Origin of the sequence: Amycolatopsis sp. cmx-4-83 (assembly GCF_046548815.1) — a bacterium.
GTDB classification, from domain to species: domain Bacteria; phylum Actinomycetota; class Actinomycetes; order Mycobacteriales; family Pseudonocardiaceae; genus Amycolatopsis; species Amycolatopsis pretoriensis_A.
The window spans coordinates 444,959-468,671 of sequence record NZ_JAEBEF010000009.1 but is presented as its reverse complement, the minus strand read 5'-3'; the positions used below and the strand labels follow the sequence as shown (position 1 = coordinate 468,671).

Sequence of the window (23,713 nt, the reverse complement as noted above, 5' to 3'; positions counted from 1 at the left end):
ACGCATGCCGTTCAACCACAACGACCACTACCACCCGCTGCTGCTCGACCAGCTGCCACCGGGCCCGGGGATCGCGCTGGACGTCGGGTGCGGCACCGGGCGGTTCGCGCGGCGGCTGGCCGCGACCGGCATGGCGGTGGAGGCGGTCGACGTGTCGGCGGCGATGGTCGAAGCGGCGGCCGGGCTGGGTTCGCCGGGGCCGGGCGAGATCGTCTACCGGCAGGCCGATGTCACGACAGACGCCCTGCCCGAGGCCCACTACGACTTCATCTCCTGCCTGGCGTCGCTGCACCACATGCCGTTCGAGACGCTGGCCAAGCTGCGCCGCGCGCTGGTGCCCGGCGGGGTGCTCGTGGTGCTCGGCCTGGCGCGGCCCAGCACGCCGCTGGACTGGGCACGCGCGGTCGCGGCGGTGCCGGTCAACGCCCTCGCCCGGCTGGTCGTCTACGCCGGCGAGCGGCTGAACGGCGGCCCCGAGGACGGCCCGAGGGCCCCCGTCGCCGACGACTTCCCGACGATGGCCGAGGTCCGTCGCGAAGCGGCCCGGCTGCTGCCGGGCAGCACCGTCCGGTCGCTGTTCTTCTGGCGCACGCTGATCACTTACCGTGAGCACGGCGACGGTGACCCGACTGGCGGGTGAAGTCCCCACCTCGGCCGCCCGGCGCTCGCTAGATGTGGAAGGAGCGTTTCCGCCAGCGAGAACGAGGTCTTCATGCGCATCCCCCGGCTGCTCACCGCCGTCCTCTCGGCAGCCGTCCTGCTGACGGCGTCGGCCACCGCCGCGTCCGCGGCGACCGTCGGCAGCTACGTCGCCCTCGGCGACTCCTACACGTCCGGGCCGTTCATCCCGGTCCAGCGGTTCGACCCGCTCGGCTGCGGACGGTCGACCGCGAACTACCCGTCGGTGCTGGCCGCGGCCCTGCACGCCGGGCGGTTCACCGACGTCAGCTGCGCCGGCGCGGACACCACGAACATGACCCGGCCGCAGGGCGTGCCGTTCAACGGCACCAACCCGCCGCAGCTGGACGCGCTGCGGATCGACACCGACCTGGTCACGCTCGGCATCGGCGGCAACGACCAAGGCGTGTTCGGCAGCCTGATCGGAACGTGCCCCGGCCTGCGGGCGAGCGACCCGACCGGCAACCCCTGCGAGAAGCACTTCGACGGCTCCGTGACCTCGGCGATCGACAACACCGGGCCGCGGGTGGCGGCGGTGCTCGCCGCGATCCACGAGCGGTCGCCGCGCGCGCGGATCCTGGTGGTCGGCTACCCGCGGATCGCGCCGGAGAAGGGCTACTGCCCGGACGTGCTGCCGTTCGCGGACGGCGACTACGCGTGGCTGAGCAGCGTCGAGGAGGCGCTGAACCGGACCCTGGCCGAGGCCGCGGACTCGGAGGGAGCGGAGTTCGTCGACACCTTCGGCCCGTCGCGCGGCCACGACGCCTGCGCGCGCGGCGGTTCGGCGTGGATCAACGGCAAGGACCAGAACATCTTCGAGGCCGCCGCCTACCACCCGCTCAAGGCCGGGATGGCGGGCGTGGCCGCGGTGGTGCTCAAGACGCTGCGCTGACGAACTCTTTCGGGGGCTCCGGGTCGCGGAGCCCCCGGCCCCGGGGCGAAGCCCCGGATGTCACGTACTCCAGCACGATCCGGGCGAACTCGTCCGGCAGCTCGGCCGGGGCACCGTGCCCCGCGTCGATCTCGGCGGCGCGCGCGTCCGGGATCGCGGCGACCAGCTCGCGCTGCTGGTCCGCCGTGATCAGCCGGTCGTGCGTGCTGCCGAGCACCAGCACCGGCGCGGTGATCTTCCCGAGCACCGGGCGGAGGTCGACGGTGCGGTCGGTCTCGATCTGCCGGTCCGCGCCGGGCTGGATCACCGTGTCGAGCGTCTTGACGAGCTGTTCGTTGCTCTCGGTGGTGGCCTGGTCCCAGTAGCGCGGGCCGAAGGCCATCAGCGGCAGCAGGCGGGCGAAGGACCCGGTTTCGAGCAGGTCCAGCCAGAGCCGGAACTCGGCGTCCTGCCGGGTGTCCGTCGCGGGCCAGGCGGCGTGCAGCACCGCTGTCCGGACGCGCTCCGGGCGGGTGCCGGCCAGGTGGGCCGCCACGACCGCGCCGAGGGAGTGCCCGACGACGTGGGCCCGCTCGGCACCCGCGTGGTCCAGCACGGCTTCGGCCTGGGCGGCGAGAGCTTCGACGGTGATCGCTCCGCCGTCGTCGGTGGTCAGCCCCGAGCCGGGGAAGTCGGGGGCGAGGACGGTGAAGGCGGTCGCCCGCGCCGTCAGGGGTCCCCACTGCTCGCGGGAGGCGGCGGTGCCGTGCAGCAGGAGCAGCGCGGGGCCCTCACCCGTCCGGTCGTAGTGGACGACGGTGGTCCCGAGAGTCACTTTCGGCATTCGACGTGCTCCTTCAGGCGATTTCGCGGAGGGCGGCGGTGAACGCGCGCGGGTTCTCCTGGTGCGGGAGGTGGCCGCAGCCGGCGAGGACGTGCACCCGGGCACCGGTCTCGGCGGCGCAAGCGCGCGGGACCTCCAGGGGGATCTCGGCGTCCAGCTCGCCGTGCAGGTAGGTGATCGGGACCTTCAGGTCCTTCAGGCGCGGCCGCGGGTCGTAGGTGGTGACCTCGGTGAACAGCGCGTCGATGTAGACGCCGGAGTCGAGCAGCTGGCGGATCGTCCACGCGACGAGCCCCGGCGCCGGGCGCGCGACCCAGTTGGGCACCCAGTCCTCGAGGGTGCCGACCCGGTCGTCGACGAGACGTTTCCGCAGGTCGTGCACCTTGTCGAGCATGCCGGTGCTGGGCCAGTAGCCCGGGCTGTCGACGGCGACGACCTGCTCGACGAGCTCGGGGCGGGCCAGCGCGAGTTCGGTGGCGAAGACCCCGCCGATGCTGGAGCCGACGACAGTGGGCTTGATCCCGAGCGTCTCGATCACGGCGGCGAGGTCCGCGGCGATCCCGTCGATGGTGTTGCCCTCGGCGGGGTGGTCCGAGCGGCCGCACCCGCGCCAGTCCAGGGTGACGACGCGGTGGTCGCGCACGAGATCGGGCAGGCACGACTGCCAGACGCGGCCGCTGGTCCCCCAGCCGTGCAGGAACAGCAGGGCCGGGCCGCTGCCGGCGTCTTCGTAGTGGAGCCGGGTGTGGTCGACGGTGGTGTGAGGCATGGCTCGAGCCTGGTTGTCCGGCCGGCGCTTTTCGATGGGCAGTCCGCTCTTACACTCATCACGAAGGCTGATGAATGGGGTCTGACGTGGAGCTTCGCCAGCTGAGGTACTTCGTGACGGTCGCGGAGGAACTGCACTTCGGCCGCGCGGCGGAGCGCCTGCACATCGTCCAGCCGGCGGTGAGCCAGCAGATCCGGCGGCTGGAGCGCGGTTTGGGGGTGTCGTTGTTCTCACGAACGACACGGGCGGTGGCGTTGACGGAGGCGGGCCGGCGGTTCCTGCCGCACGCACGAGCGGTCCTGGCGGCGGCCGACCGGGCGACGGACTCGGTTACGGAGTTCCGGGAATCTTCCGCGCTGCTGCGCCTGGGCACGAGCGAAGGCCTCGGGGATCGGCTGGACGCGCTGTTGGGCGCCTTCGCGCGGCTCGCTCCCGCGGTTTCCCTGGAGCTGGTCCACGCCCCGACCGCCCAGCGGCTTCAGCGCGTCCGGGACGGGTCCCTGTCCGCGACCATCGTCCGCGGCTCGTGGCCTTCCTCCGGACTCGACTTCACTCCCTTGTGGACGGATGAGGTCTTGGTGGCGCTGCCTGCTTCGCACGCGCTGGCGGCTGAATCCGAAGTCGCTTTCGCTTCGCTGGCTTCGCTTCCGGTGCGGTTGAGCTCCCGTGCCCGGAACCCGCCGCTGCACGATCTGGTCGTTTCGTGCTGCCGGGAGGCCGGGTTCGAGCCGGTGCTGGGTGCCGATTTCACGACGGCCCAGGACACGCTGGGGGCGTTGGGTTTCGGGCGTCCGCAGTGGACGGTGTTCTACCGGGCGCACGCCAACTTGCTGCCGGTGCCGGGGGTGGTGTTCCGGCCGTTGCGCGACCCTTCGCCGCGGATGCCGACGTACTTGGCGACCCCGTCGGACCGCCGGGTGACACCGGAGGTGGTGGCGTTGATCGAGGCAGCGCGAACGACCGAGTGACGGCCGAGACGGCACTTTCCCTATGAAAGTGAGGTCCGAGGCGGCACTTTCATAGGGAAAGTGCCGCCTCGGACCTCAGGAATCAGGAAGCTGGCAGAGCCGCCAGGCGGGCCGTGATGCGGTCGATGTCCGCCGCCGCCGTCTGCTTGCGGACCTTGATCTTGTCCACCACCTGCTCCGGGGCCTTCGCGATGAAAGCCTCGTTGCCCAGCTTCGCTTCCGTCTGCGTCAGCTCCTTCCGGGCCGCCGCCAGGTCCTTCTCCAAGCGCTTGCGCTCCGCCGCGACGTCGACCGTGCCCGACAGGTCCAGCTCCACCGTCACCACGCCGTCGGACAGAGCGACCTCCAGGGACGCGCTGGCCGCGAACTCCTCCGTCGGCGCCGTCAGGCGGACCAGCGATCGGACCGCCTCCTCGTGGCCGCCCGTGTAGCCCGCCAAGCGGGACGCCACCTTCTGGCCGGGCTTCAGGCCCTGGTCCGCTCGGAAGCGGCGGATCTCCGTCACCAGCTTCTGGACGTCCGCGATCCGGGCGTCGGCCACGGAGTCCGTGTAACCCGCGGGCGCGGAAGGCCAGGCGGCGATCACCAGGGACTCGCCGCCGGTCAGGGCCGTCCAGAGCTTCTCCGTGATGAACGGGATGAACGGGTGCAGCAGCCGCAGCACCGTGTCCAGCACGTGGCCCAGCACCGACCGCGTCGCGGACACCCGCGAGGGATCCCCTTGGTACAGCTGGACCTTCGCCAGCTCCAGGTACCAGTCGCACAGCTCGTTCCACGTGAACTGGTAGAGCGCGCCCGCCACCTTCGCGAACTGGAAGTCCTCGAACAGGCCGTCCACTTCGGACACCAAAGCACCGAGCCGGCCCAGGATCCAGCGGTCGGCTTCGGTCAGCGAAGACGCCGCAGGCAACGGCGAAGCGACCGAAGCGCCGTTCATCATCGCGAACTTCGTGGCGTTCCACAGCTTCGTGCAGAAGTTGCGGGAGCCCGCCGCCCACTCGTCGGCCAGTGCCATGTCCGCGCCCGGGTTCGCGCCGCGGGCCAAGGTGAACCTCGTGGCGTCCGCGCCGTACGCGTCCATCCACTCCAGCGGGTCGATCACGTTGCCGCGCGACTTCGACATCTTCTTGCCCTGCGCGTCGCGGATCAGCCCGTGCAGGTAGACGTGGTCGAAGGGCTGCGCACCCTGCATCTGGTGCACGCCGAACATCATCATCCGGACGACCCAGAAGAACAGGATGTCGTAGCCCGTCGACAACACACTGGTCGGGTAGAACTTCGCCAAGTCCTCGGAAGAAGACGGCCAGCCCAGCGTCGACATCGGCCACAAGCCCGACGAGAACCACGTGTCCAGCACGTCCGGGTCCTGCGTCCAGCCCTCACCCGTCGGCGGCTGCTCGTCCGGGCCGACGCACACGACTTCGCCGTCCGGGCCGTAGTACACCGGGATGCGGTGGCCCCACCACAGCTGGCGCGAAATCGTCCAGTCGTGCATGTTGTCGACCCAGTCGAAGTACCGCTTGCCCAGCTCCGGCGGGTGGATCTTGGTGCGGCCGTCGCGGACCGCGTCGCCGGCCAGCTTGGCCAGCTCCTCGACCTTGACCCACCACTGCAGCGACAGCCGCGGCTCGACGACCGTGTCGCAGCGGGAGCAGTGGCCGACCGCGTGCACGTACGGGCGCTTCTCGGCGACGATCCGGCCGAGCTCGCGCAGCGCCGCGACCACCGCGGGCCGCGCCTCGAAGCGGTCGAGGCCCTGGAACGGGCCGGCAACCGTGATCTCGGCGCGCTCGTTCATCACCGTGAGCATCGGCAGGTCGTGGCGGCGGCCGATCTCGAAGTCGTTCGGGTCGTGCGCCGGGGTCACCTTGACCGCGCCCGTGCCGAACTCCGGGTCGACGTGCTTGTCGGCCACGATCGGGATGCGGCGGCCGGTCAGCGGGAGCTCGACCTCGGTGCCGACCAGGTGCGCGTACCGCTCGTCGTCCGGGTGGACGGCGACCGCGGTGTCGCCCAGCATCGTCTCCGCGCGGGTCGTGGCCACGACGATGGCGTCGTCACCGTCGCCGTAGCGGATCGAGACGAGTTCGCCGTCGTCGTCGTTGTGGTCGACCTCGATGTCCGACAGCGCCGTCTGGCAGCGCGGGCACCAGTTGATGATCCGCTCGGCGCGGTAGATCAGGCCCTCGTCGAAGAAGTTCTTGAACACCGTCTGGACGGCCTTGGACAGGTTCTCGTCCATGGTGAAGCGCTCACGCGACCAGTCGACGCCGTCGCCGAGGCGCTTCATCTGGCCCAGGATCTTGCCGCCGTACTCGGCCTTCCACTCCCAGACGCGCTCGACGAACTTCTCGCGGCCCAGGTCGTGGCGGGAAAGGCCCTCGCCGGCCAGCTGGCGCTCGACGACGTTCTGCGTCGCGATGCCCGCGTGGTCCATGCCCGGCAGCCACAGCACCTCGTAGCCCTGCATGCGACGGCGACGGCTCATCGCGTCCATCAGGGTGTGGTTGAGCGCGTGGCCCATGTGCAGCGAACCGGTCACGTTCGGCGGCGGCAGTACGATCGAGAACGGCGGCTTCTCCGACGAGGCGTCGGCCGTGAAGTACCCGGCCGCTACCCAGCGGTCGTACATCGGTGCTTCCTCGGCGGCCGGGTCCCAGGCACCCGGAAGGTCGGTGGTCTGCTGCGGAGCGTTCTCGGTCACAATGGACAAGTCTACGAACCCGTCACGGCGGGTCACCCAGGGGGAAGGCACTCGGGATGGCACAGCCTCACCAGCCGCAGGATCCGGACGACCGGCGCCTCGAGACGCACCCGGACCTGATGAACCCGGATTGGCAGAAGTTCGCCGAGCGCGACGCCTGGCTGGGCGCCAAGAAGGACCTCAGGAAACGCCGCAAGCGCGAGCAGCGCGCGGGCGGTCACCAGCGGCCGGGTGAGAGCCGCTGGCCGGGCGTGCTGGCCCTGCTCATCGTGGTCGGCCTGGTCGCCGCGGCGATCATCGTGCACCAGATCCAGGGCATCGGCGTCAACGAAGACCCGTTCGCCTTCTTCGGCGTCAGCGCCTAGCTCGTGTCCGACAAAGCCCTGGCCCAGGTGCTCACGGCAGGCAGGACGACCGCCGATCCGTAAACGATGGCCAACTTGTCGTAGCGAGTTGCCAAGCCACGCCACTGTTTGAGCAGGTTGAAGCGTCGTTCGACCACGTTGCGGCCGCGGTGGTCGACCGGGTCGAAGGCGGGCGGGTGCCCGCCGCCGGGAACCGCGGCGTTTGCGGTACCCGGCCTGATCGGCAGGTTCAGGGATCACCACGGTGATGCCGCGGTCACGCAGATGCCCGCGGATCGCCCGCGGTGAATAGGCCTTGTCGCCGCGAACACGGTCGGGCCGGGTGCGGGCTCGCCCGCGTCCAAGCCGAGCGACGCGCAGATACCGCATGAGATGCGGGAACATCGGTGCGTCCCCCTGCCTGGCCGCCGCGGGAGCGGCCGATCGCGTGGTCAGGCGGCTCGGTGCGCAGATCCGTGTAGTTCGACCCAGCCCCCGGTGAGGTGCGTGGTGTTCGTGGCGCGCTGCTGCGCCACCCCGGAAGCGGGGTGCGTCACACCCGGATACACAGTCTGGACTGAACAGTTAAACTGTGTGCATGGGCGAAGTACCTCCGCACGTGGCCGAGAGCGCCGGCTGGATCCGCGGGGTCGTCGGGCAGCTGCACCGGCGGCTGCGCCAGGTCGACAACGCCGGGATCCTCACGCCGTCGCAGTCCGCCGTGCTCAACCGGCTGCACCGCGAAGGACCCGCGACGCAGGGTGAGCTGGCCGCCGCCGAGCACGTGCGGCAGCAGTCCATGGCCGCCACCCTCGGCGTGCTCGACGAGCTCGGTTACCTCGCCCGCACGCCCGATCCCGCCGACCGGCGGCGCGTGGTGATCAGCCTCTCCGCGGCCGGCAGCGACACCGTGCGCGGCATCCTCCAGCACCGCGAAGAGTGGCTGGCCCAGGCGCTGCTGGACGAGCTGTCCCCCGCCGAGCTCGACGCCGTCACGCGCGCGCTGCCGCTGCTCCAGCGCGTCGCCCAGCACTGAATCCAGCCGGCCTGCGAAAACCAAGGAGTTCCTCACGACCACCGTCACCGCACCCGCCAAGTTCGGCGCCCGCCTGGTCACCCCGCTGGTGGCCGGCGCGGTGCTCAACCCGATCAACTCCACCCTCATCGCCGTCGCGCTCGTGCCGATCGGGCAGAGCTTCGGCGCCGGTCCCGGCCAGACCGCCTGGCTGATCTCGGCGCTCTACCTCGCCACCGCGGTCGGGCAGCCGGTGGTCGGGCTGCTGGTGGACCGCTACGGCGCCCGCCGCGTCCTGCTGGGCGGCGCGACGCTGGTGATCATCGCCGGGATCGCGGGCATGGTCCCGCTGTCGGTGGGCTGGCTGACGGGCGTACGGGTCGTGCTCGGCCTCGGTACGTGCGCCGGGTTCCCGGCCGCGATGGCCGTGCTGCGCCATCACGCCGAAGCGAGCGGCCAAGGCGTGCCCGCCCGCGTCCTTTCGGTGCTCTCGATGTCCGCGCAGACGGTGATGGTGATCGGCCCGACGCTCGGCGGCGTGCTGATCGGCCTCTTCGGCTGGCCCACGATCTTCGCCGTCAACATCCCGCTCGCCGGGCTGTCGCTGGTGCTGGCATGGGCGTGGGTGCCGAAGGACGACCGCGGCGCGCGCAGCGCCACCCGCATCGACGTGCTCGGCATCGCGCTGTTCTCCGCGACGCTGCTGGCGCTGCTGTTCTTCCTGATGGACCCGGGTGCCGACGCCTGGCTGCTCGCCGTCGTCGCCGCGTTCGGGATCGCGTTCACCCTCGTCGAACTGCGGCGCGACACGCCCTTCCTCGACCTCCGGATGCTCGCCGCGAACACCGCGATCCTGCGCACCTACCTGCGGCAGGCACTGAGCTTCATGGCGATCTACGCGATCATGTTCGGCTACGTCCAATGGCTCGAGACCGCGCGGCACCTGTCCGAGGAGGCCGCCGGGCTGATGCTGCTGCCGATGTCGGGCACGGCGGTGTGCGCGGCGGCGTTCTCGGGGCGCGCGTCCGGGCTCAAGACACGGCTGGTCACCGTCGCGGTCGCCCTGGCCGGCGGCTCGGCGCTGCTGCTGTTCGTCCAGGACGGCACGTGGATCGGTGCGCTGCTCGCGCTGGCCGCGTTGTTCGGCCTGGCGCAGGGCCTGACCAGCGTCGCGAACCAGACGACGCTCTACCGCGAGGCACCCGCCGAGCAGATGGGCACCGCGAGCGGCCTGTTCCGCACGGCCCAGTACCTGGGCGCGATCGTCGCTTCGACGCTCATCGCGCTCTGCTACGGCCCGCACGCCGACTCGGCCGGCCTGCACCGGCTCGCGATCGCCCTCGTCGTCATCAGCGTGCTGCTGCTCGCCGTCACCGTCGCCGACAAGGGACTCCGCGCCGCAAAAACATGACCACACCCCCATCGCGCACCCGGCACCACGGCCCGCACGCCGACTCGGCCGGCCTGCACCGGCTCGCGATCGCCCTCGTCGTCATCAGCGTGCTGCTGCTCGCCGTCACCGTCGCCGACAAGGGACTCCGGCGCGACCCCCGTTAGCGCGCACCGTCATCGAAGCGCACGATGAACACATGACCCGTGAAGCGCCGGCGCAGGACGTGGACGAAACCCGCCTCGAGGTGGGCAAGCCGAAGGGCTGGGCGGCCGGGATACCCGGGGTCGCCGTGTCGCTCGCGCGCAGCGTCGAGCAGATGGGCACCGGCCGGACGATCAAGGCGCTGCGGCTGCTGAACCAGCGCGAGGGCTTCGACTGCCCCGGCTGCGCGTGGCCGGAACCGCGTGAGGTCGACGGTGAGAAGCGCAAGCTCGCCGAGTTCTGCGAAAACGGCGCCAAGGCCGTCGCCGAGGAAGCCACGAAACGGCGGGTGGACCGCGACTTCTTCGCGGCGCACCCGATCGAAGACCTGCGGGGCAAGACCGACTACTGGCTCGGCCAGCAGGGCCGGATCACCGAGCCGTTCGTGCTGCGCGAAGGCGCCACGCACTACGAACCGATCTCCTGGGACGACGCGTTCGAGCTCGTCGCCGGCGAGCTGAAGGCGCTGACCGACCCGAACGAGGCGTTCTTCTACACCTCGGGCCGCACCAGCAACGAGGCCGCGTTCCTCTACCAGCTGATGGTGCGCTCCTTCGGCACCAACAACCTGCCGGACTGCTCCAACATGTGCCACGAGTCCTCGGGCGCGGCGCTGTCGGCCACCACCGGCGTCGGCAAGGGCTCCGTGAGCCTGGCCGACATCCACAAGGCGGACCTGATCGTCGTCGTCGGGCAGAACCCGGGCACCAACCACCCGCGGATGCTCTCGGCGCTCGAAGAGGCCAAGGGCAACGGCGCGCGGATCATCGCCGTGAACCCGCTGCCCGAAGCCGGGCTGATGCGGTTCAAGAACCCGCAGAACGTCCGTGGCGTCGTCGGCAAGGGCACGCCGCTGGCCGACGAGTTCGCCCAGATCCGCCTCGGCGGCGACCTGGCGCTGTTCCAGGCCGTCGGGCACCTGCTGCTCAAGTGGGACGGGGAAGCGCCCGGCGCGATCGTCGACCGCGAGTTCGTCGATCGCGTCACCGAAGGGTTCGACGACTACGCGAAGCACCTGCGGGAGATCGACTGGCCCGAGGTCGAGCGCGCCACCGGGCTGCCGCGCGAGCAGATCGAGCGCGTCGCGCGGATGATCGCCTCCTCCGAGCGCACGATCTACTGCTGGGCGATGGGCCTGACGCAGCACAAGCACGCCGTGCCGACGATCTCCGAGATCGCGAACCTGGCGCTGATGCGCGGGATGATCGGCAAGCCCGGCGCGGGCCTGTGCCCGGTGCGCGGGCACTCGAACGTCCAGGGCGACCGGACCATGGGCATCTGGGAGAAGATGCCGCAGTCCTTCATGGACGCCCTCGCCGCGGAATTCGGCATCGACGTCCCGCGCGAGCACGGCCTGGACACCGTCGACGCGATCCGCGCGATGCGCGACGGCCGCGGCAAGGTCTTCTTCGCCGTCGGCGGCAACTTCGCCTCGGCGACGCCGGACACGGACGCCACCGAGAAGGCGCTCGAGTCGTGCTCGCTGACCGTGCACGTCTCGACGAAGCTGAACCGGTCGCACGTCGTCCACGGCCGCACGGCCCTGGTCCTGCCGACGCTCGGGCGCACCGAGCGCGACGTCCAGGCGAGCGGCGAGCAGTTCGTCACGGTCGAGGACTCGATGTCGCAGGTGCACACCTCACGCGGGCGTCTCAAGCCGGCGAGCGAGCACCTCCTGTCCGAGGTCGCCATCGTCGCCCGGCTGGCCGAGCGGCTGTTCGGCGCGGGCCACGCGGTGCGGTGGCGGACGTTCGAGACCGACTACGACCTGATCCGCGACCGCATCTCGCGGGTCGTGCCCGGCTGCCACGACTACAACCGCCGCGTCCGCGAGCCGGACGGGTTCGTCCTCCCGCACGCGCCGCGCGACTCCCGCGAGTTCACCGGCACGGCCAACGGCAAGGGCAACTTCACGGTGTCGGAGCTGGAGTACCCGCAGGTACCCGAGGGCCGGCTGCTGCTGCAGACGATGCGCAGCCACGACCAGTACAACACCACGATCTACGGCCTGTCCGACCGCTACCGCGGCATCGAGAACGCCCGCCGGGTGGTGCTGGTCAACCCCGACGACCTGGCCGAGCTGGGCCTGGCCGACGGGGCGATGGTCGACCTGGTCTCCGAATGGCGCGACGGCGACCGCCGCGCCCCGGCGTTCCGCACCGTGGCGTACCCGACGGCCCGCGGCTGCGCGGCGGCGTACTTCCCCGAGGCGAACGCGCTGGTCCCGCTGGACTCGGTGGCGGACAAGTCGAACACCCCGGTCTCGAAGGCGATCGTGGTGCGCCTCGAACCTCAGCCCTGAGTCACCCGCGGCTGGGCCGTCGGGGCCGGGAAACCCCCGGTCCCGACCAGGTACCGCAGATAGCGGGTGATCAGCTCTTCGTCGACCGGCGGGCAGCCGGGCGACGGCAGGGCCCGCTCGACGTTGCGCTGGTCGAAGACCGGGTCGCTGGTGTCCAGGACGCTCGGCACCAGGGCGTTGACCAGGGCGACGCGCTGCACGCCGGGGTCGGCGGACGCCCGCACCAGGTCGGTGAACGCGCTCTTGGACACCACCCGCAGGGCATAGCCGTCGCTCCGCAAGGCCGCCAGCACCGTGCCGAACGGGATCCGGGCGGAGTTCGCCAGGTGGTAGGTCCGGCCCAGTGCCGACGGCTGCCGGACCAGCCGGACCAGCGCCTCGGCGACGTGGTCGGCCGGGACGAGGTCGATCAGGACGTCGCCCGTGGTGTCCGGGACGGCGCCGACGAGGACCAAGGCCCGCAGGAGCTGCCAGAACGCGTCGTCGGCCGTGCCGGCGCCGGTCCGGGAGTGGCCGGCGATCCGGCCCGGGCGGTAGACCGAAGCCGGAACCCCTCGCGACGCCGCGGTGCGCACCAGGCGCTCGGCCACCCATTTCGTGCGCAGATAACCGATCGGGGCGACGTCTTCCAGCGCCACCGCCCGGTCTTCGCGGATCGACGGCACCGGCCGGGGAGGAATCGCGACGCCCGCCGAGGACACGTAGTGCACGGGCGTGACGCGATATCGCGCGGCGAGCCGGAGGATCTCGTGGGTCCCGTCGACGTTCGCGGCCTTCAGCGGCGCGTACCCCTCCGCGAGGTTGACGCGGGATCCGTTGTGGACGATCGCGTCCATGCTTTCGGCGAGCAGCCCCGCCGTCAGCGGGTCCAAGCCCAGCGAGGGCCGGTCGAGGGCGCCGCCGACCACCGCCACGCGGTCCTCATCACCTTCGCGCGCGAGCCCGTACCGCGCCAGGTTCCGGTGCGCGCGCTCGGCTCCGCCGCGGACCAGGCAGAACACCGTGGCGCCGGTGCGGTCCAGGAGCTCGCGCAGCAGGAACGCGCCCAGGAACCCGGTCGCGCCGGTGAGCAGGATCCGCTCCGGCGGACCGGACCGCGCGGGTGCGCTGCGGGCCCCCGTCACCGACTCGTCGGGCACGGCGTCGTCCTGCGGCGTCACGGCGTGCCCAGGTCGGCGCGGACGAGGTCGGCCAGCGCCCGGGTGTGCTGGTCGACGAAGAAGTGGTCACCGGGCAACACCCTCGTCCGGACGTCTTCGGCGTGCTCCCGCCAGGCCAGCAGGCCCGCCAGCGGCACATCCGGGTCGCTGGTGCCACCGAAGGCACTGATCGGCGCCGCCACCCGGGCGGTCGAGGGACGGTAGGTGTCGGCGACCTGCCAGTCGGCGCGCAGCCGCGGCAGCAGCAGGTCCAGCAGGTCTTCGTCGTCCAGCACCGCCGCGGGGGTGCCGTTGAGCCGCCGCAGTTCGCCGACCACCTCGTGCCGGGGCAACCGGTACGTCGTCCCGTCGCCGGTGAGCGTGCCCGGCGCGACGGCCCCGGAGACGAACAGCCGCTCGGGCCCGGTCCGGTGGGCGAGCTCGTACGCGATGAGCGCGCCCATGCTGTGCCCGAAGAGAGCGAATGGCCCGTACCCCGAAACAACCTCCACCAAGCTGTCGACGAGGTGGTGCAGGTCCGTCGCCGGGGCTTCGCCCACGCGGTTCTCGCGGCCCGGCAGCTGGACCGGCACGATGTCCACGTCGCGGTCGCGGAGCTGCCACCACGGGTGGTACGAGCTCGCCGCGCCACCGGCGTAGGGCAGGCAGAACAGCCGGACGCGGGCCTGTGCGTCCGGTTCGCCGTAGGGGAACCAGGGCTGCATCAAAAGCTCTCCTCGACGCACAGGCCGGCCGCGTCGGCCAGGACTCCCTCGAACTCCGCCAGCAGGTCGTCCGCGTCGGCCGCGGCCACCAGGACCAGGCCACCGGAAGCATCGGCGGTGAGGTGGTGGCGGTAACGGGTGAAGTGCTCCGCGGGCTCCAGCGGGACGAAGTCGACGGCCGCCGGTTCGTGCCCGGCGTCGTGGTCGAACGCGCAGTCCTCGCCGGCCACCTGCTCGTACAGGGAGCGCAGGAGCTCGACGAGGGTGCACCCCCGGTGCTCGGCCAGCGTGCGCAGGCCCTCGAGCACCTCGGCCGGGATCCGGTGGCGAGTCACCGTCGCCGGGCGCAGGCTCCCCCGCACGGCGGCCGGGCGCCGGAGCAACGAGGACGGCAGGCCCTCGGCGAAGTCGGCGTAAACGGTCCTGAGCGCGTTCAGCAGCAGCGCTTTCGACCGCTCGTCCGGCACCGGCAGGGTCAGCGTGTGCCGGCCGGGGCCGAGGCGGACCAGGCTGGGCTCACCCCGGGCCGGACCGTCGCCACCGAGTGTCAACGCGGTGGCCGCCCCGAGATCGGCGAGCGCCCGCACCAGGGCGTCCACGTCGAGTGGCCCGGTCAGCTCGACGGCCATCACGGCAGGCACCCCCGGAACACCGCCATCCCGTCGTCGGCCGCGCCACCGGCGACGAACTCGCCGGTCCCCGGCAACCGGACCAGGTCGCCCAGCAGCAACGACCTCGGCGCCGCGAGCTCCGTCCACCGGTCCCCCGTCCAGCGCAGCAGGCGGCCCGGGTCGCCGTCGCCCCCGCCGGCCGCGTACCACGCGTCGCCGGTGCGCACAATGCTGTTGATCCGGCCCGACAGCCCGGAACCTTCGGTGGTGTCCGTCCACTTGCCGCCGTCCCAGCGCAGCGCCAGGCTCGCCGACGCCCTCGCGCCGAGAACCCAGACGTCGTCCGCCGCCAGTGCGGCCACGCGGATCACCTCGGCGTCCGCCGGTAGGTCCACAGTGGACCAATCGCCGTCCCAGCGCAGCACCACCGACTCGGTGGTGCCGTCGCCGAGCGAGCGCATGGTGGAGACCCAGAACTCGTCGGGGCCGGCGGCGCTGAGGCAGCCGTGCAGGGTCTCCGCGGGCAGGGTCAGCGGCACCGCGCGGTGCTGCCACTCCGTACCGTCCCAGCTCGCGACCGACAGCGGCTCGTCGGCCGTCGCCGGTCGGAGCAACGTCCGGACCATGCCGCCGGTGGCGATCACCGAAGCGCAGTCGAAGTCCGCCGCCCGCTTCCACCGGGAGCCGTCCCAGTGCAGCAGGCCCGCCCGTCCCGAAAGCCAGACGTCGTCCGCCGCGGCCGCGGCGATCCCGACCACCCGGCGCAGTTCGGGGTGGTCCACGGCCGTCCACGAGTGCCCGTCCCGGTGCAGGACCACCGAGCCGGCGTCGGACTGGCCGGCCGCCCACACGTCGTCGGCGCCGAGCGCGGCGACGTTCCAGAGGTGCCCGGGCCCGCCGGCCGGCAGCTCCTCCCGCCGCCAGCCCGAACCGCTGCCGCCGCCCGACGCCGCCCTGACGAGCGCGGCGAGCCCGCTCACCGTCGGGTTCTCGAACACTTCCGTCATCGGGATCTCGACGCCGAGGAGCTTGCGCAGCTCCCAGTTGACCTGCATTGCCGCCATCGAACTGCCACCCAGGGCGAAGAAGTCGTCCGACGGCGACGGGTCGTCGACCCCGAGCACGTTCGCCCAGACCTGCGTGACGATCTGCTCGACGTCGTCGCCGAGTGCCGCGGGGGCCTCGTGCACCGGCTGTGCCCGGACACCGTGCACCTCGTAGCCGCCGCCGTCGAGCAGGTCGAGGCGGCCGTCCGCGCGCCAGCGGGCCCGGCGGCCGAGCGGCCGAGGCCCGTGCTCGTCGACGACGACCAGGTCCCCGGGCACGCCGACGGCGACGGACTCGCCGCGGGAGTCGGTGATGTCGATCCGCTGGGCGCCGCGGAACAGCGCCAGGTCGGCGCGTTCGACGGCGTCGGTCATCGGCAGCCGGGACAGCGGACGGCCCGGGTCGGCCACGATCGCCGAGCAGAGCTCGGCGAAGTGCACGGCGAGCCGCCGTGCCGTGGCGGGCTCGAAGATGTCGCCGTTGTACTCCAGCCGCACGGCCAGCCCGCCGGGGACGTCGTCGATCAGCACGGTCAGGTCGTGCTTGGCCGTCGGCGGGTCGAACGGGAGCTCCTCGACCTTGCACCCGGGCAGCTCGATCCGGCCGGGATCGCCGGTCTGCAGGCCGAACATCACCTGGTACACGGGGAGCCGGCTCGAGCTGCCCGAGCCCTGCACCGCCCGCACGACGTGCTCGAACGGCACGTCGCCGTGCGCGAACGCCGCCAGTGCCGCGTCCCGCACCCGGCGCAGGAACTCCTCGAACGACGGGTCCCCGGTCACGTCCGTCCGGATGGCGAGCGTGGTGACGAAGAAGCCGATGGCGTCGCGGAAGCTCCGGTGCTGCCGGTTGGCCATCGGGATGCCGACCACGACGTCGCGCTGGCCGCTGTGCCGTGCCAGCAACGTCTTCAGCACCGCGAGCAGGGCCATGAACAGGGTGGCGCCGTAGCGGCCGGCGAGCTGCTTCAGGCCCGCGGCCACGTCGGCGGGCACGGTGAACCGGATGGTGCCGCCGGCGAAGGAGCGTTCCGCGGGCCGGGGCCGGTCCGCCGGCAGGTCGATCTCGACCGGGGCGCCGCGCAGGTACTCCCGCCAGAACTCCAGCTCGGCCGGGTCGGTCCGGGCGAACCGGTCCTGCTGCCAGCGCGCGAAGTCCCGGTATTGGACGCCGGGCTCCGGCAGCGGCGACGGCTCGCCGGCGGCGAACGCGGAGTACAGCTCGGCGAGCTCGCCGAACAGCAGGCCCATCGACAGCGCGTCGCCCGCGATGTGGTGCATCGTGATCACGAGGTCGTGCTCGTCCTCGTCGTGCCGCACCAGGGTCAGCCGGACGAGGACGTCCCGGGTCAGGTCGAAGCGCCGCAGGGCGGACTCGGTGGCCACCTCGCGCACGTCCCGGGCGCCGACCACCCGCACGGGCACCGCGAAGTCCTCGATCACCCGCTGCACCGGAACGCCTTCGTGTTCGGTGAAGCAGGTCCGGAGGACCTCGTTGCGCCGCACCAGTTCGGTGAAAGCGCGTTCCAGCGCGGCCGGTTCGAGGGCACCGGTCACGTGGAGCACGGCCGTGACGTTGTACGCCACGCCGCCGCCCGGGAGCTGGTCGAGCAGCCACAGCTGCTGCTGCCCGAACGACAGCGGCGCGTCCTGGCCCGCCGGCGCCGCGAGCTCGTCGAGCAGCTCGGACTTGTGCTCCCGGAGCAGGGCGCGGATCTCGTCGGTCAGGGTTCCCGGCTGGGACCGCACCACGAGCCGGTCGCCGGTGACCTTCAGCGAAATGCCCTTCTCGGTGAGCCACCGCACGAGTTCGCCGGTCGTCACAGCTCCTCCTCCACCCAGTCGTCTTCGGCGGGTCGCCGGTCGATCAGCGCCGCCAGGCCGCCGACCGTCGGCGTTTCGAAGACCTCCCGCACGCCGACCCGGACGCCGAACTCCTCCTCCACCCTGGCCAGCAGCCGGATGGCGATCAGCGAGTCACCGCCCAGCACGAAGAAGCTCTCGTCGGTGCCGACCTCGGACAGGCCCAGCGCTTCGGCCCAGAGCCCGGCGAGCTTGTGCTCGGTCGCCGACGCGGGCTTGGTGCCCGAGCCGGCCGCCGGGGCGTCGGGCACCGGTAGCCGGCCGCGGTCGACCTTGCCGTTGGCGCTCAACGGAAGGCTGTCCAGGTGCACGACCGTCGCGGGCACCATGTAGGGCGGGAGTTGCTCGCGGAGGTGCCGGCGGACGTCTTCGGCGTCCACTTCGGACACGACGTACGCCACCAGCCGCCGGTCGCCCTTGATCACCGGCGCGGTCACGACCGCGTCCTCGACGCTCGCGTGGCGCAGCAGGACCGACTCGATCTCGCCGAGCTCGATCCGGTTGCCGTTCACCTTCACCTGCAGGTCGTCGCGGCCGAGGAACTGCAGGATGCCACCCGGCCGGTACCGCCCCCAGTCGCCGGTGCGGTAGAGCCGCTCACCGGTCACCGGATGGGTGATGAACTTCTTCGCGGTCAGCTCCGGGTCGTCGAGGTACCCCACCGCCAGGCCGGCGCCGCCGATGAACAGCTCACCCGGCACCCAGGCCGGCCGGGGCTGCAGGGCCTCGTCGAGCACGGCGAACGTCTGGTTGGCCAGGGGTTTGCCGTAGGGCACGCTCGGCCACCCGGGCAGCGGCTCGCCGACGCGGTGGAAGTTCGACCAGATGGCCGCCTCGGTGGCGCCGCCCATGCCGATCACCTCCGCGTCCGGCGCGCACGCGCGGATCTCGCCGGGCAGCGTGAGCGGGATCCAGTCCCCGCTGAGCAGCACGACCCGCAGCGACGCGAGGGAAGCGGGGTCGCCCAGCTCGGCCCACTGGACCGCCAGCCGCATCAGCGCGGGCACCGAGTTCCACACCGTCACCTGGTACTTGGCCACGAGCTGCAGCCAGTGCGCGGGATCCAGCTCGGCTTCGTGGTCGGGCACCACGAGCGTCCCGCCGACGCCGAGGACGCCGAAGATGTCGTACACCGAGAGGTCGAAGCTCAAGCTGGACAAGGCGAGCGCCGTGTCGTCGCCGGTGATCCCGTACCGCCGGTTGACGTCGAGGAGGGTGTTGACGGCACTGCGGTGGTCGATCACCACCCCCTTCGGCTTGCCGGTCGAGCCCGACGTGTAGATCACGTACGCCAGGTCTTCCCCGGACCGCGTCGTCGACGGCGGCGCCGCCGCCGGCACCCGGTCGGCGAGCACGACCCGCAGGTCCGCGGGGACGTCGTCGAGGCTTTCGACCAGCTCCGCATTGGCGGACCGGGTCACCACCGCCCGGACACCGGCCTCGCGCAGCAGCAGCGCGCGCCGGGCGGCGGGCAGCCGGACGTTCACCGGCAGGTAGGCCGCGCCCGCCCGCAGCACGCCCAGCACCGCCGCCACCTGCTCCCAGCTCTTGTCGAGCATGACCGCGACGAGCTCGCCCTCGGCCACGCCGCCGGACCGCAGTGCCGCGGCGACGGCCCCGGCGCGTTCGGCGAGTTCGCCGTAGGACAGCGTCCGCCCCGCCGCGTACACCGCGATCCGGTCCGGCTCCCGCTCGGCCACCTCGAAGAACGGTTCGTGCAGCAGCGGCACCCGCTCCCAGTCGTGCGCGGTCGCGTTGGCGGCCCGCTGGTCCCGGACATCGGCCGGCGAGCGGAAGTCGGTGCGGCGGTCCGCCCAGGTGCCCTCGTCCGCGGCGAGCCGGCCCAGGAACGCCTGGTAGGCGGCGAACATGTCGTCGAGCACGCCCTCCGGGAAGAGCGCCGGCACGACGTTCCAGACGAGGTCCACACCGCCGTCGCGTTCGACCACGACGTGGTCCAGCCACACCTGCGGGGTCTGACTGGTGCTCTCGGCCAGTTCACCGAACCGTTCGAAGCCCCAGCCGCCGTTGCCGTCGTCCAGCACGCTGGTGAAGACCACGGGCATGGTCGCGCCCGTGCGGCCCTCGCCGCCGGCCCGCACCCAGTCCCGCTGCACCCGGATGCCGCTGTAGTGGCGGTGGTCCAGGTCCGCCCACAGCCGCGACTGCAGGGCCCGCGCCTTGTCCGGGAAGGTCCCCGGCGCGCGGAAGTCGACTTCGAGCAGGGTCAACGACGTGAAGTCGCCGACGACGTCCGGGACCCGCTCGTGCAGCGGCAGCCGGTTGAACAACGTGAGGTTCACGCAGAAGTGCCGGCTGCGGCTCCAGGCCGCCAGCACCTCGGCGTACGCGGCCAGCAGCACGTTCGACGGGCTCAGCCCTTCGGCGGCGGCCCGGCGGCGCAACGCCGTCCAGGTGGCGGGGTCGAGCCGCGCGGCCAGCCGCTCGAACGCCGGCGTGCCGGTCTCCTCGCGCACCGGCAGGTCCGGCCCGGCGGGCAGCTCCGGGATCCGCGCCTGCCAGTAATCGCGGGAGCGGCGGTAGCGCTCGGTTCCCTCGATGCGCTGTTCCGCCAGTACGTAGTCGCGGAAGTCGAGGCCGACCGGCGCCCACTCCGCGGCCGGGTCGTCGTACGCCCGCGCCCACTCCCGCAGGACCTGACGCAGGCTGGCGCCGTCGGCCACCAGGCCGTCGAAGCTCAGGTGCAGGCGCGAACGCCCGGGCAGCCGGGTCAGCCGGATGTCGAACAGCGGCCACCGGTCGGCGGGCAGGACCTGGTGCGACATTTCGGCGCGGACCGCGGCCAGCTGCTCCGGGGCGCAGACGGCGATTTCGTAGCGGGGTACTTCGGGCAGGACGCGCTGGCTGGTGCCGTCGAAGACCGCGCGCAGCATCGGGTGGCGCCGGACGACGGTGTTCCAGGCGTCGGTGAGCCGGTCCGCGTCGAGTTCTTCCCCTTCGAGCTCGAAGTAGCCGTGCGCCGACACGCCCCCGAGCGTGAAGTCCGTGCGCCGGCCGAGCAGGTACGCCTGCTGGACGTCGGTCAGCGGGAACGGCTCGCCGGCCGCCGCCGGATCGGGGACGACCTGGGGGTAACCGGCTTCTTCGGCCGGCCGGTCGATCAGCGCGGCCATCGCGGCCACGGTCGGGTGGTGCAGGATCTGCGAGAGCGACAGCTCGGCGCCGAGGCGCTCCCGCACCCGGAACGCCAGCCGCGCGGCGAGCAGGGAATGCCCGCCCAGCGCGAAGAAGTCGTCGTGCACCCCGACCTCGGACAGCTCCAGCTCAGCGCACAGGATGGCCGCCAGCTCCCGCTCCGCCGCGGTCCGGGGTGCGGCCGGCTCCGCGACCGATGCCGTGCTCAGGGCCTGCCGGTCGATCTTCCCGTTGGGGGTCAACGGGAACTCGGTGACGAAGTGGATCGCCGACGGCCGCAGGTGACCGGGCAGGCCCTCGTCCACTCCGGACGGCGGATCGGCCGGGTCCCGCGGCAGGACGTGGGCGATGATCCGCCGTCCGGACACGGTCGCCACCGCGTGCCGCACGTCCGGGTGCGCGGACAGCAGGGCCTCGACCTCGCCCAGCTCGATCCGGAACCCGCGGATCTTGACCTGCCGGTCACGCCGGCCCAGGAACTCCAGGCTCCCGTCCGGCCGCCACCGGGCGAGGTCCCCCGTCCGGTAGGCCCGCCCGGGCCCGAACGGGTCGTCGACGAACTTCTCGGCGGTCAGCTCCGGCCGGCCGAGGTATCCGCCGGCCACGCCGGCACCGCCCACGACCAGTTCGCCGACGGCACCGTACGGCACGAGCCGGAGCGCGTCGTCGGTCACGTAGACCCGCGTGTTGCGCAACGGCCGGCCGATCGCGGGCCGGCGGCCGTCGGGGCGGCAGCGGTGGGCGGTCGCGCACACCGTGGTCTCCGTCGGGCCGTAACCGTTGTAGAAGGCGACGTGCTCGCTCCACGTGCGGGCCAGCTCGGCCGGGCACTCCTCGCCCGCGGCGACGACGTGGGTCAGCGTCGGCACGTCGCCGGGGGCGATCGTGGCCAGCACCGACGGCGGCGCGGTCAGGTGCGTGACCCCGCCGCCGGCGACGACGGCGGCGAGCTCCGCCCCGGCGAGCGTCAGCTCGGGCGGCGGGAAGTGCAGGGTCGCGCCCGAGCCGAGCGCCATCACGAGCTCCCAGACCGACGCGTCGAAGCCGATCGGGGCGAACTGCAGGACGACGCTGCCCGGACCGGCGCGCAGCTCTTCGCGTTGCCACTCGGCCAGGTTGACCAGCCCGCGGTGGCCGACGCGGACGCCCTTGGGGGTGCCGGTCGAGCCGGACGTGTAGATCAGGTAAGCGGTCTCCGGGACCGTCGGCGGCGGCAGCGGCGTGATCTTGATCCCCGGCGACAGCCCGAGGACCGGCGCCGGCGCGGAGCGTTCCCAGGCGAACACCGCGTCCTTCGCGACCGGGCCGGGCTCAGGCACACCTGAGCTCCCGTGCAGCACGGTCTGGCCGACTTCCAGCACTGTCACGCCGGAAAGCCGTTCGGCGAGACCGGGTTCGCTGAGGACGACCGCGGCCTCGGTGTCGGCCAGCATGAACGCGATCCGGTCGGCGGGCAGGCCGGGGTCCATGGGCAGGTAGGTCGCGCCCGCCTTCAAGGTGGCGAGCACGGCGACGGCGAGCCGCGGGCCCTTGCGCAGGTGCACGCCGACCCGGTCGCCGGCCCGCACGCCGTTGGCCAGCAGCAGCTGCGCGGTCTCGCCCGCGAGGTGGTCCAGCTCGGCGTAGGAGAGTTCCACGCCGTCCGCCGTCACCGCCGCCGCCCGCGGTGACTCGGCCACCCGGGCCGCGATCAGCTCGTGCGCCGACCCGGCGGAAAGCTTCGCGGACCGGCCGGTGCCCAGCTCGACGAGCTCGTCGTGGGCGGCGGCGTCGAGAACGTCCAAAGTGGACAGAGCGCGGCCGGGGCCGGCGAGCGCCGACTCCAGCAGACACGCGAAGCTGCGGCCCAGCCGCGCGATCGTCGCCGCGTCGAACAGCTCGGTGCGGTACTTGAAGACCGCCCGCAGCGACGAGCTCGTCTCGACCACTTCCAGCGACAGGTCGAACTGCCCTTCCTGCTGTGGCAAGGGATACGCGGACAGCTCGAGCCCCCGGTACTCGCGCACGACGCCGGGGTCGCCTTCGGCGTGCATGTCGAGCAGCGCGCCCGAGCTGCCCGCCGCCTGCATGCTGAACGCGATCTGGGCCAGCGGGGCCCGGCTGGGGTCCCGGGGCACGTCGAGCAGGCCGACGAGCTTCGGGAACGGGTAGTCGCGGTGGGTCATCGCCCCGATCACGCGGTGGTGTGTCGCCCGCAGCAGGTCCCGGAACGTGCTGTCCGGCTCGCACCGCGCCCGGACCGGGACCGGGTTGACGAAGTAGCCGGTGACACCCTTCAGCGCCCCGACCAGGTCCGGCATCGTCGGGCAGGCGAGCAGGAAGTCGGGTTGCCCGGTGCACCGGTGCAGCAGCGCCTGGAAAGCGGTCAGCAGGACCGTGAAGGGGCTGACCGCCTCCTCCCGCGCGAGGGCGCGCAGCTTCGCCCCGACGTCCAGTGGGACGACGTGGGTGGCGCCGGCGAAACTCTGGCGCAGCGGCCGCGGCCGGTCGGCCGGGAGTTCGAAGATCGTGGGCGCGCCGGCGCATTCCCCGGTCCAGTACCGTTCGAGCCCGGCCACGCGATCCGAGGACAGTGTTCGCCGCTCGTCGTCGACGAAGTCGGCGTAGGTCGCCTTCAGCTCCGGCAGGTCATGGCCGGTGTAGCGGTCCAGCAGGTCGCGCAGCAGCACGCCCTGGGAGACGAAGTCCGTGGCGATGTGGTGCGTGACCAGCAGCAGGACGGACTCCTCCTGGCACACGACCGCCCGGAACGGGCCGCGCCGGCCGAGGTCGAACGGTTCGGCCGCCGCCGCCGCGAGGTCGGACCGGACTTCGAGACGCACCAGGCTCGCCGGGCGCACCACCCGCCCCGGCCGGCCTTCGTGCTCGACGAAGACGGACCGGAGCAGGTCGTGGCGCTCCGCCAGGCCGGTGACGGCGTCGGCCAGCCGCGGGATTTCGAGGCCGGACCGGAACCGGACGGCCAGCACGACGTTGTAGGACGCGCTGTCCGGCGCGTAGCGGTGCAGGAACCACAGCGCCTCCTGCCCGGCGGACAACGGCAGCATCGACGAAGGCGTCGAATCGGGCATTACTCCCCCGCCC

Annotated in this window: 17 protein-coding genes and 1 pseudogene; 8 read left to right on the top strand and 10 right to left on the bottom strand. The window is 72.4% G+C overall.

The window, feature by feature from the left end; genetic code table 11:
* Positions 1-4 precede the first annotated feature (4 nt).
* Positions 5-640: a class I SAM-dependent methyltransferase gene (locus ACLJQM_RS29080; protein WP_410633504.1), complete on the top strand. Its 636-nt coding sequence runs from the start codon at positions 5-7 to the stop codon at positions 638-640.
* A 72-nt stretch (positions 641-712) separates the two neighbouring features.
* Positions 713-1,570, top strand: coding sequence for an SGNH/GDSL hydrolase family protein (locus ACLJQM_RS29075; RefSeq protein WP_360781329.1), 858 nt, complete (start codon positions 713-715; stop codon positions 1,568-1,570).
* On the opposite strand, the gene ACLJQM_RS29070 is transcribed toward ACLJQM_RS29075, so the two are convergent.
* Positions 1,554-2,393 carry an alpha/beta fold hydrolase gene (locus tag ACLJQM_RS29070; protein WP_410633503.1) on the bottom strand — a complete coding sequence of 280 codons (840 nt, stop codon included), beginning with the start codon at positions 2,391-2,393 and terminating at the stop codon, positions 1,554-1,556. The genes ACLJQM_RS29075 and ACLJQM_RS29070 overlap by 17 nt on opposite strands.
* Before the next feature lie 13 nt (positions 2,394-2,406).
* Entirely contained in the window at positions 2,407-3,162 is a 756-nt protein-coding gene (locus ACLJQM_RS29065; protein ID WP_360781333.1) for an alpha/beta fold hydrolase, read from the bottom strand.
* A gap of 74 nt (positions 3,163-3,236) precedes the next feature.
* Here ACLJQM_RS29065 and ACLJQM_RS29060 point away from each other — a divergent pair, with 74 nt between their 5' ends.
* On the top strand, positions 3,237-4,130 hold the full coding sequence (locus tag ACLJQM_RS29060) for a LysR family transcriptional regulator (RefSeq protein ID WP_360781335.1): 894 nt from the start codon (positions 3,237-3,239) through the stop codon (positions 4,128-4,130).
* A gap of 82 nt (positions 4,131-4,212) precedes the next feature.
* Here the strand turns inward: ACLJQM_RS29060 and ACLJQM_RS29055 are convergent, their stop codons facing one another.
* On the bottom strand, positions 4,213-6,834 hold the full coding sequence (locus tag ACLJQM_RS29055; RefSeq protein WP_360781337.1) for a valine--tRNA ligase: 2,622 nt from the start codon (positions 6,832-6,834) through the stop codon (positions 4,213-4,215).
* Positions 6,835-6,890: 56 nt separating this feature from the next.
* On the opposite strand from ACLJQM_RS29055, the gene ACLJQM_RS29050 reads away from it, so the two are divergent.
* Positions 6,891-7,199, top strand: coding sequence for a hypothetical protein (locus ACLJQM_RS29050; protein ID WP_360781339.1), 309 nt, complete (start codon positions 6,891-6,893; stop codon positions 7,197-7,199).
* Here the strand turns inward: ACLJQM_RS29050 and ACLJQM_RS29045 are convergent.
* Together ACLJQM_RS29045 and ACLJQM_RS29040 are read right to left on the bottom strand one after the other, a co-directional pair.
* Positions 7,196-7,420, bottom strand: a complete 225-nt coding sequence (locus ACLJQM_RS29045; RefSeq protein ID WP_410633590.1) for a transposase — start codon at positions 7,418-7,420, stop codon at positions 7,196-7,198. The genes ACLJQM_RS29050 and ACLJQM_RS29045 overlap by 4 nt on opposite strands.
* A pseudogene (locus tag ACLJQM_RS29040) lies at positions 7,335-7,634 on the bottom strand (transposase); the annotation flags it as partial. The pseudogene ACLJQM_RS29040 and the gene ACLJQM_RS29045, both read right to left, overlap by 86 nt.
* Before the next feature lie 142 nt (positions 7,635-7,776).
* Here ACLJQM_RS29040 and ACLJQM_RS29035 point away from each other — a divergent pair.
* The 4 genes from ACLJQM_RS29035 (at position 7,777) to ACLJQM_RS29020 (ending at position 12,089) form a co-directional block, all read left to right on the top strand.
* Entirely contained in the window at positions 7,777-8,214 is a 438-nt protein-coding gene (locus ACLJQM_RS29035) for a MarR family winged helix-turn-helix transcriptional regulator (RefSeq protein WP_247020628.1), read from the top strand.
* Between the two features lie 88 nt (positions 8,215-8,302).
* Entirely contained in the window at positions 8,303-9,604 is a 1,302-nt protein-coding gene (locus tag ACLJQM_RS29030; RefSeq protein WP_410633502.1) for an MFS transporter, read from the top strand.
* Complete coding sequence (locus ACLJQM_RS29025) at positions 9,601-9,750, top strand: hypothetical protein (protein WP_360781343.1); 150 nt, start codon at positions 9,601-9,603, stop codon at positions 9,748-9,750. The genes ACLJQM_RS29030 and ACLJQM_RS29025 overlap by 4 nt, the downstream gene beginning before the upstream one ends.
* Before the next feature lie 32 nt (positions 9,751-9,782).
* The gene (locus ACLJQM_RS29020) at positions 9,783-12,089 is read left to right on the top strand and encodes an FdhF/YdeP family oxidoreductase (RefSeq protein ID WP_410633501.1); all 2,307 of its coding nucleotides are present in this window, start codon (positions 9,783-9,785) and stop codon (positions 12,087-12,089) included.
* On the opposite strand, the gene ACLJQM_RS29015 is transcribed toward ACLJQM_RS29020, so the two are convergent.
* From ACLJQM_RS29015 to ACLJQM_RS28995, 5 genes are read right to left on the bottom strand one after another with little or no spacing between them, the layout of a single operon-like run.
* A complete protein-coding gene (locus ACLJQM_RS29015) occupies positions 12,080-13,249 on the bottom strand; it encodes a thioester reductase domain-containing protein (protein ID WP_410633500.1) in 1,170 nt (389 codons plus the stop codon). The genes ACLJQM_RS29020 and ACLJQM_RS29015 overlap by 10 nt on opposite strands.
* A complete protein-coding gene (locus tag ACLJQM_RS29010; protein ID WP_360781348.1) occupies positions 13,246-13,953 on the bottom strand; it encodes a thioesterase II family protein in 708 nt (235 codons plus the stop codon). The genes ACLJQM_RS29015 and ACLJQM_RS29010 overlap by 4 nt, the downstream gene beginning before the upstream one ends.
* The gene (locus ACLJQM_RS29005) at positions 13,953-14,594 is read right to left on the bottom strand and encodes a hypothetical protein (protein WP_410633499.1); all 642 of its coding nucleotides are present in this window, start codon (positions 14,592-14,594) and stop codon (positions 13,953-13,955) included. The genes ACLJQM_RS29010 and ACLJQM_RS29005 overlap by 1 nt, the downstream gene beginning before the upstream one ends.
* Complete coding sequence (locus ACLJQM_RS29000) at positions 14,582-17,434, bottom strand: condensation domain-containing protein (protein WP_410633498.1); 2,853 nt, start codon at positions 17,432-17,434, stop codon at positions 14,582-14,584. The genes ACLJQM_RS29005 and ACLJQM_RS29000 overlap by 13 nt, the downstream gene beginning before the upstream one ends.
* On the bottom strand, positions 17,431-23,700 hold the full coding sequence (locus ACLJQM_RS28995; RefSeq protein ID WP_410633497.1) for an amino acid adenylation domain-containing protein: 6,270 nt from the start codon (positions 23,698-23,700) through the stop codon (positions 17,431-17,433). The genes ACLJQM_RS29000 and ACLJQM_RS28995 overlap by 4 nt, the downstream gene beginning before the upstream one ends.
* Between the last annotated feature and the right edge of the window lie 13 nt (positions 23,701-23,713).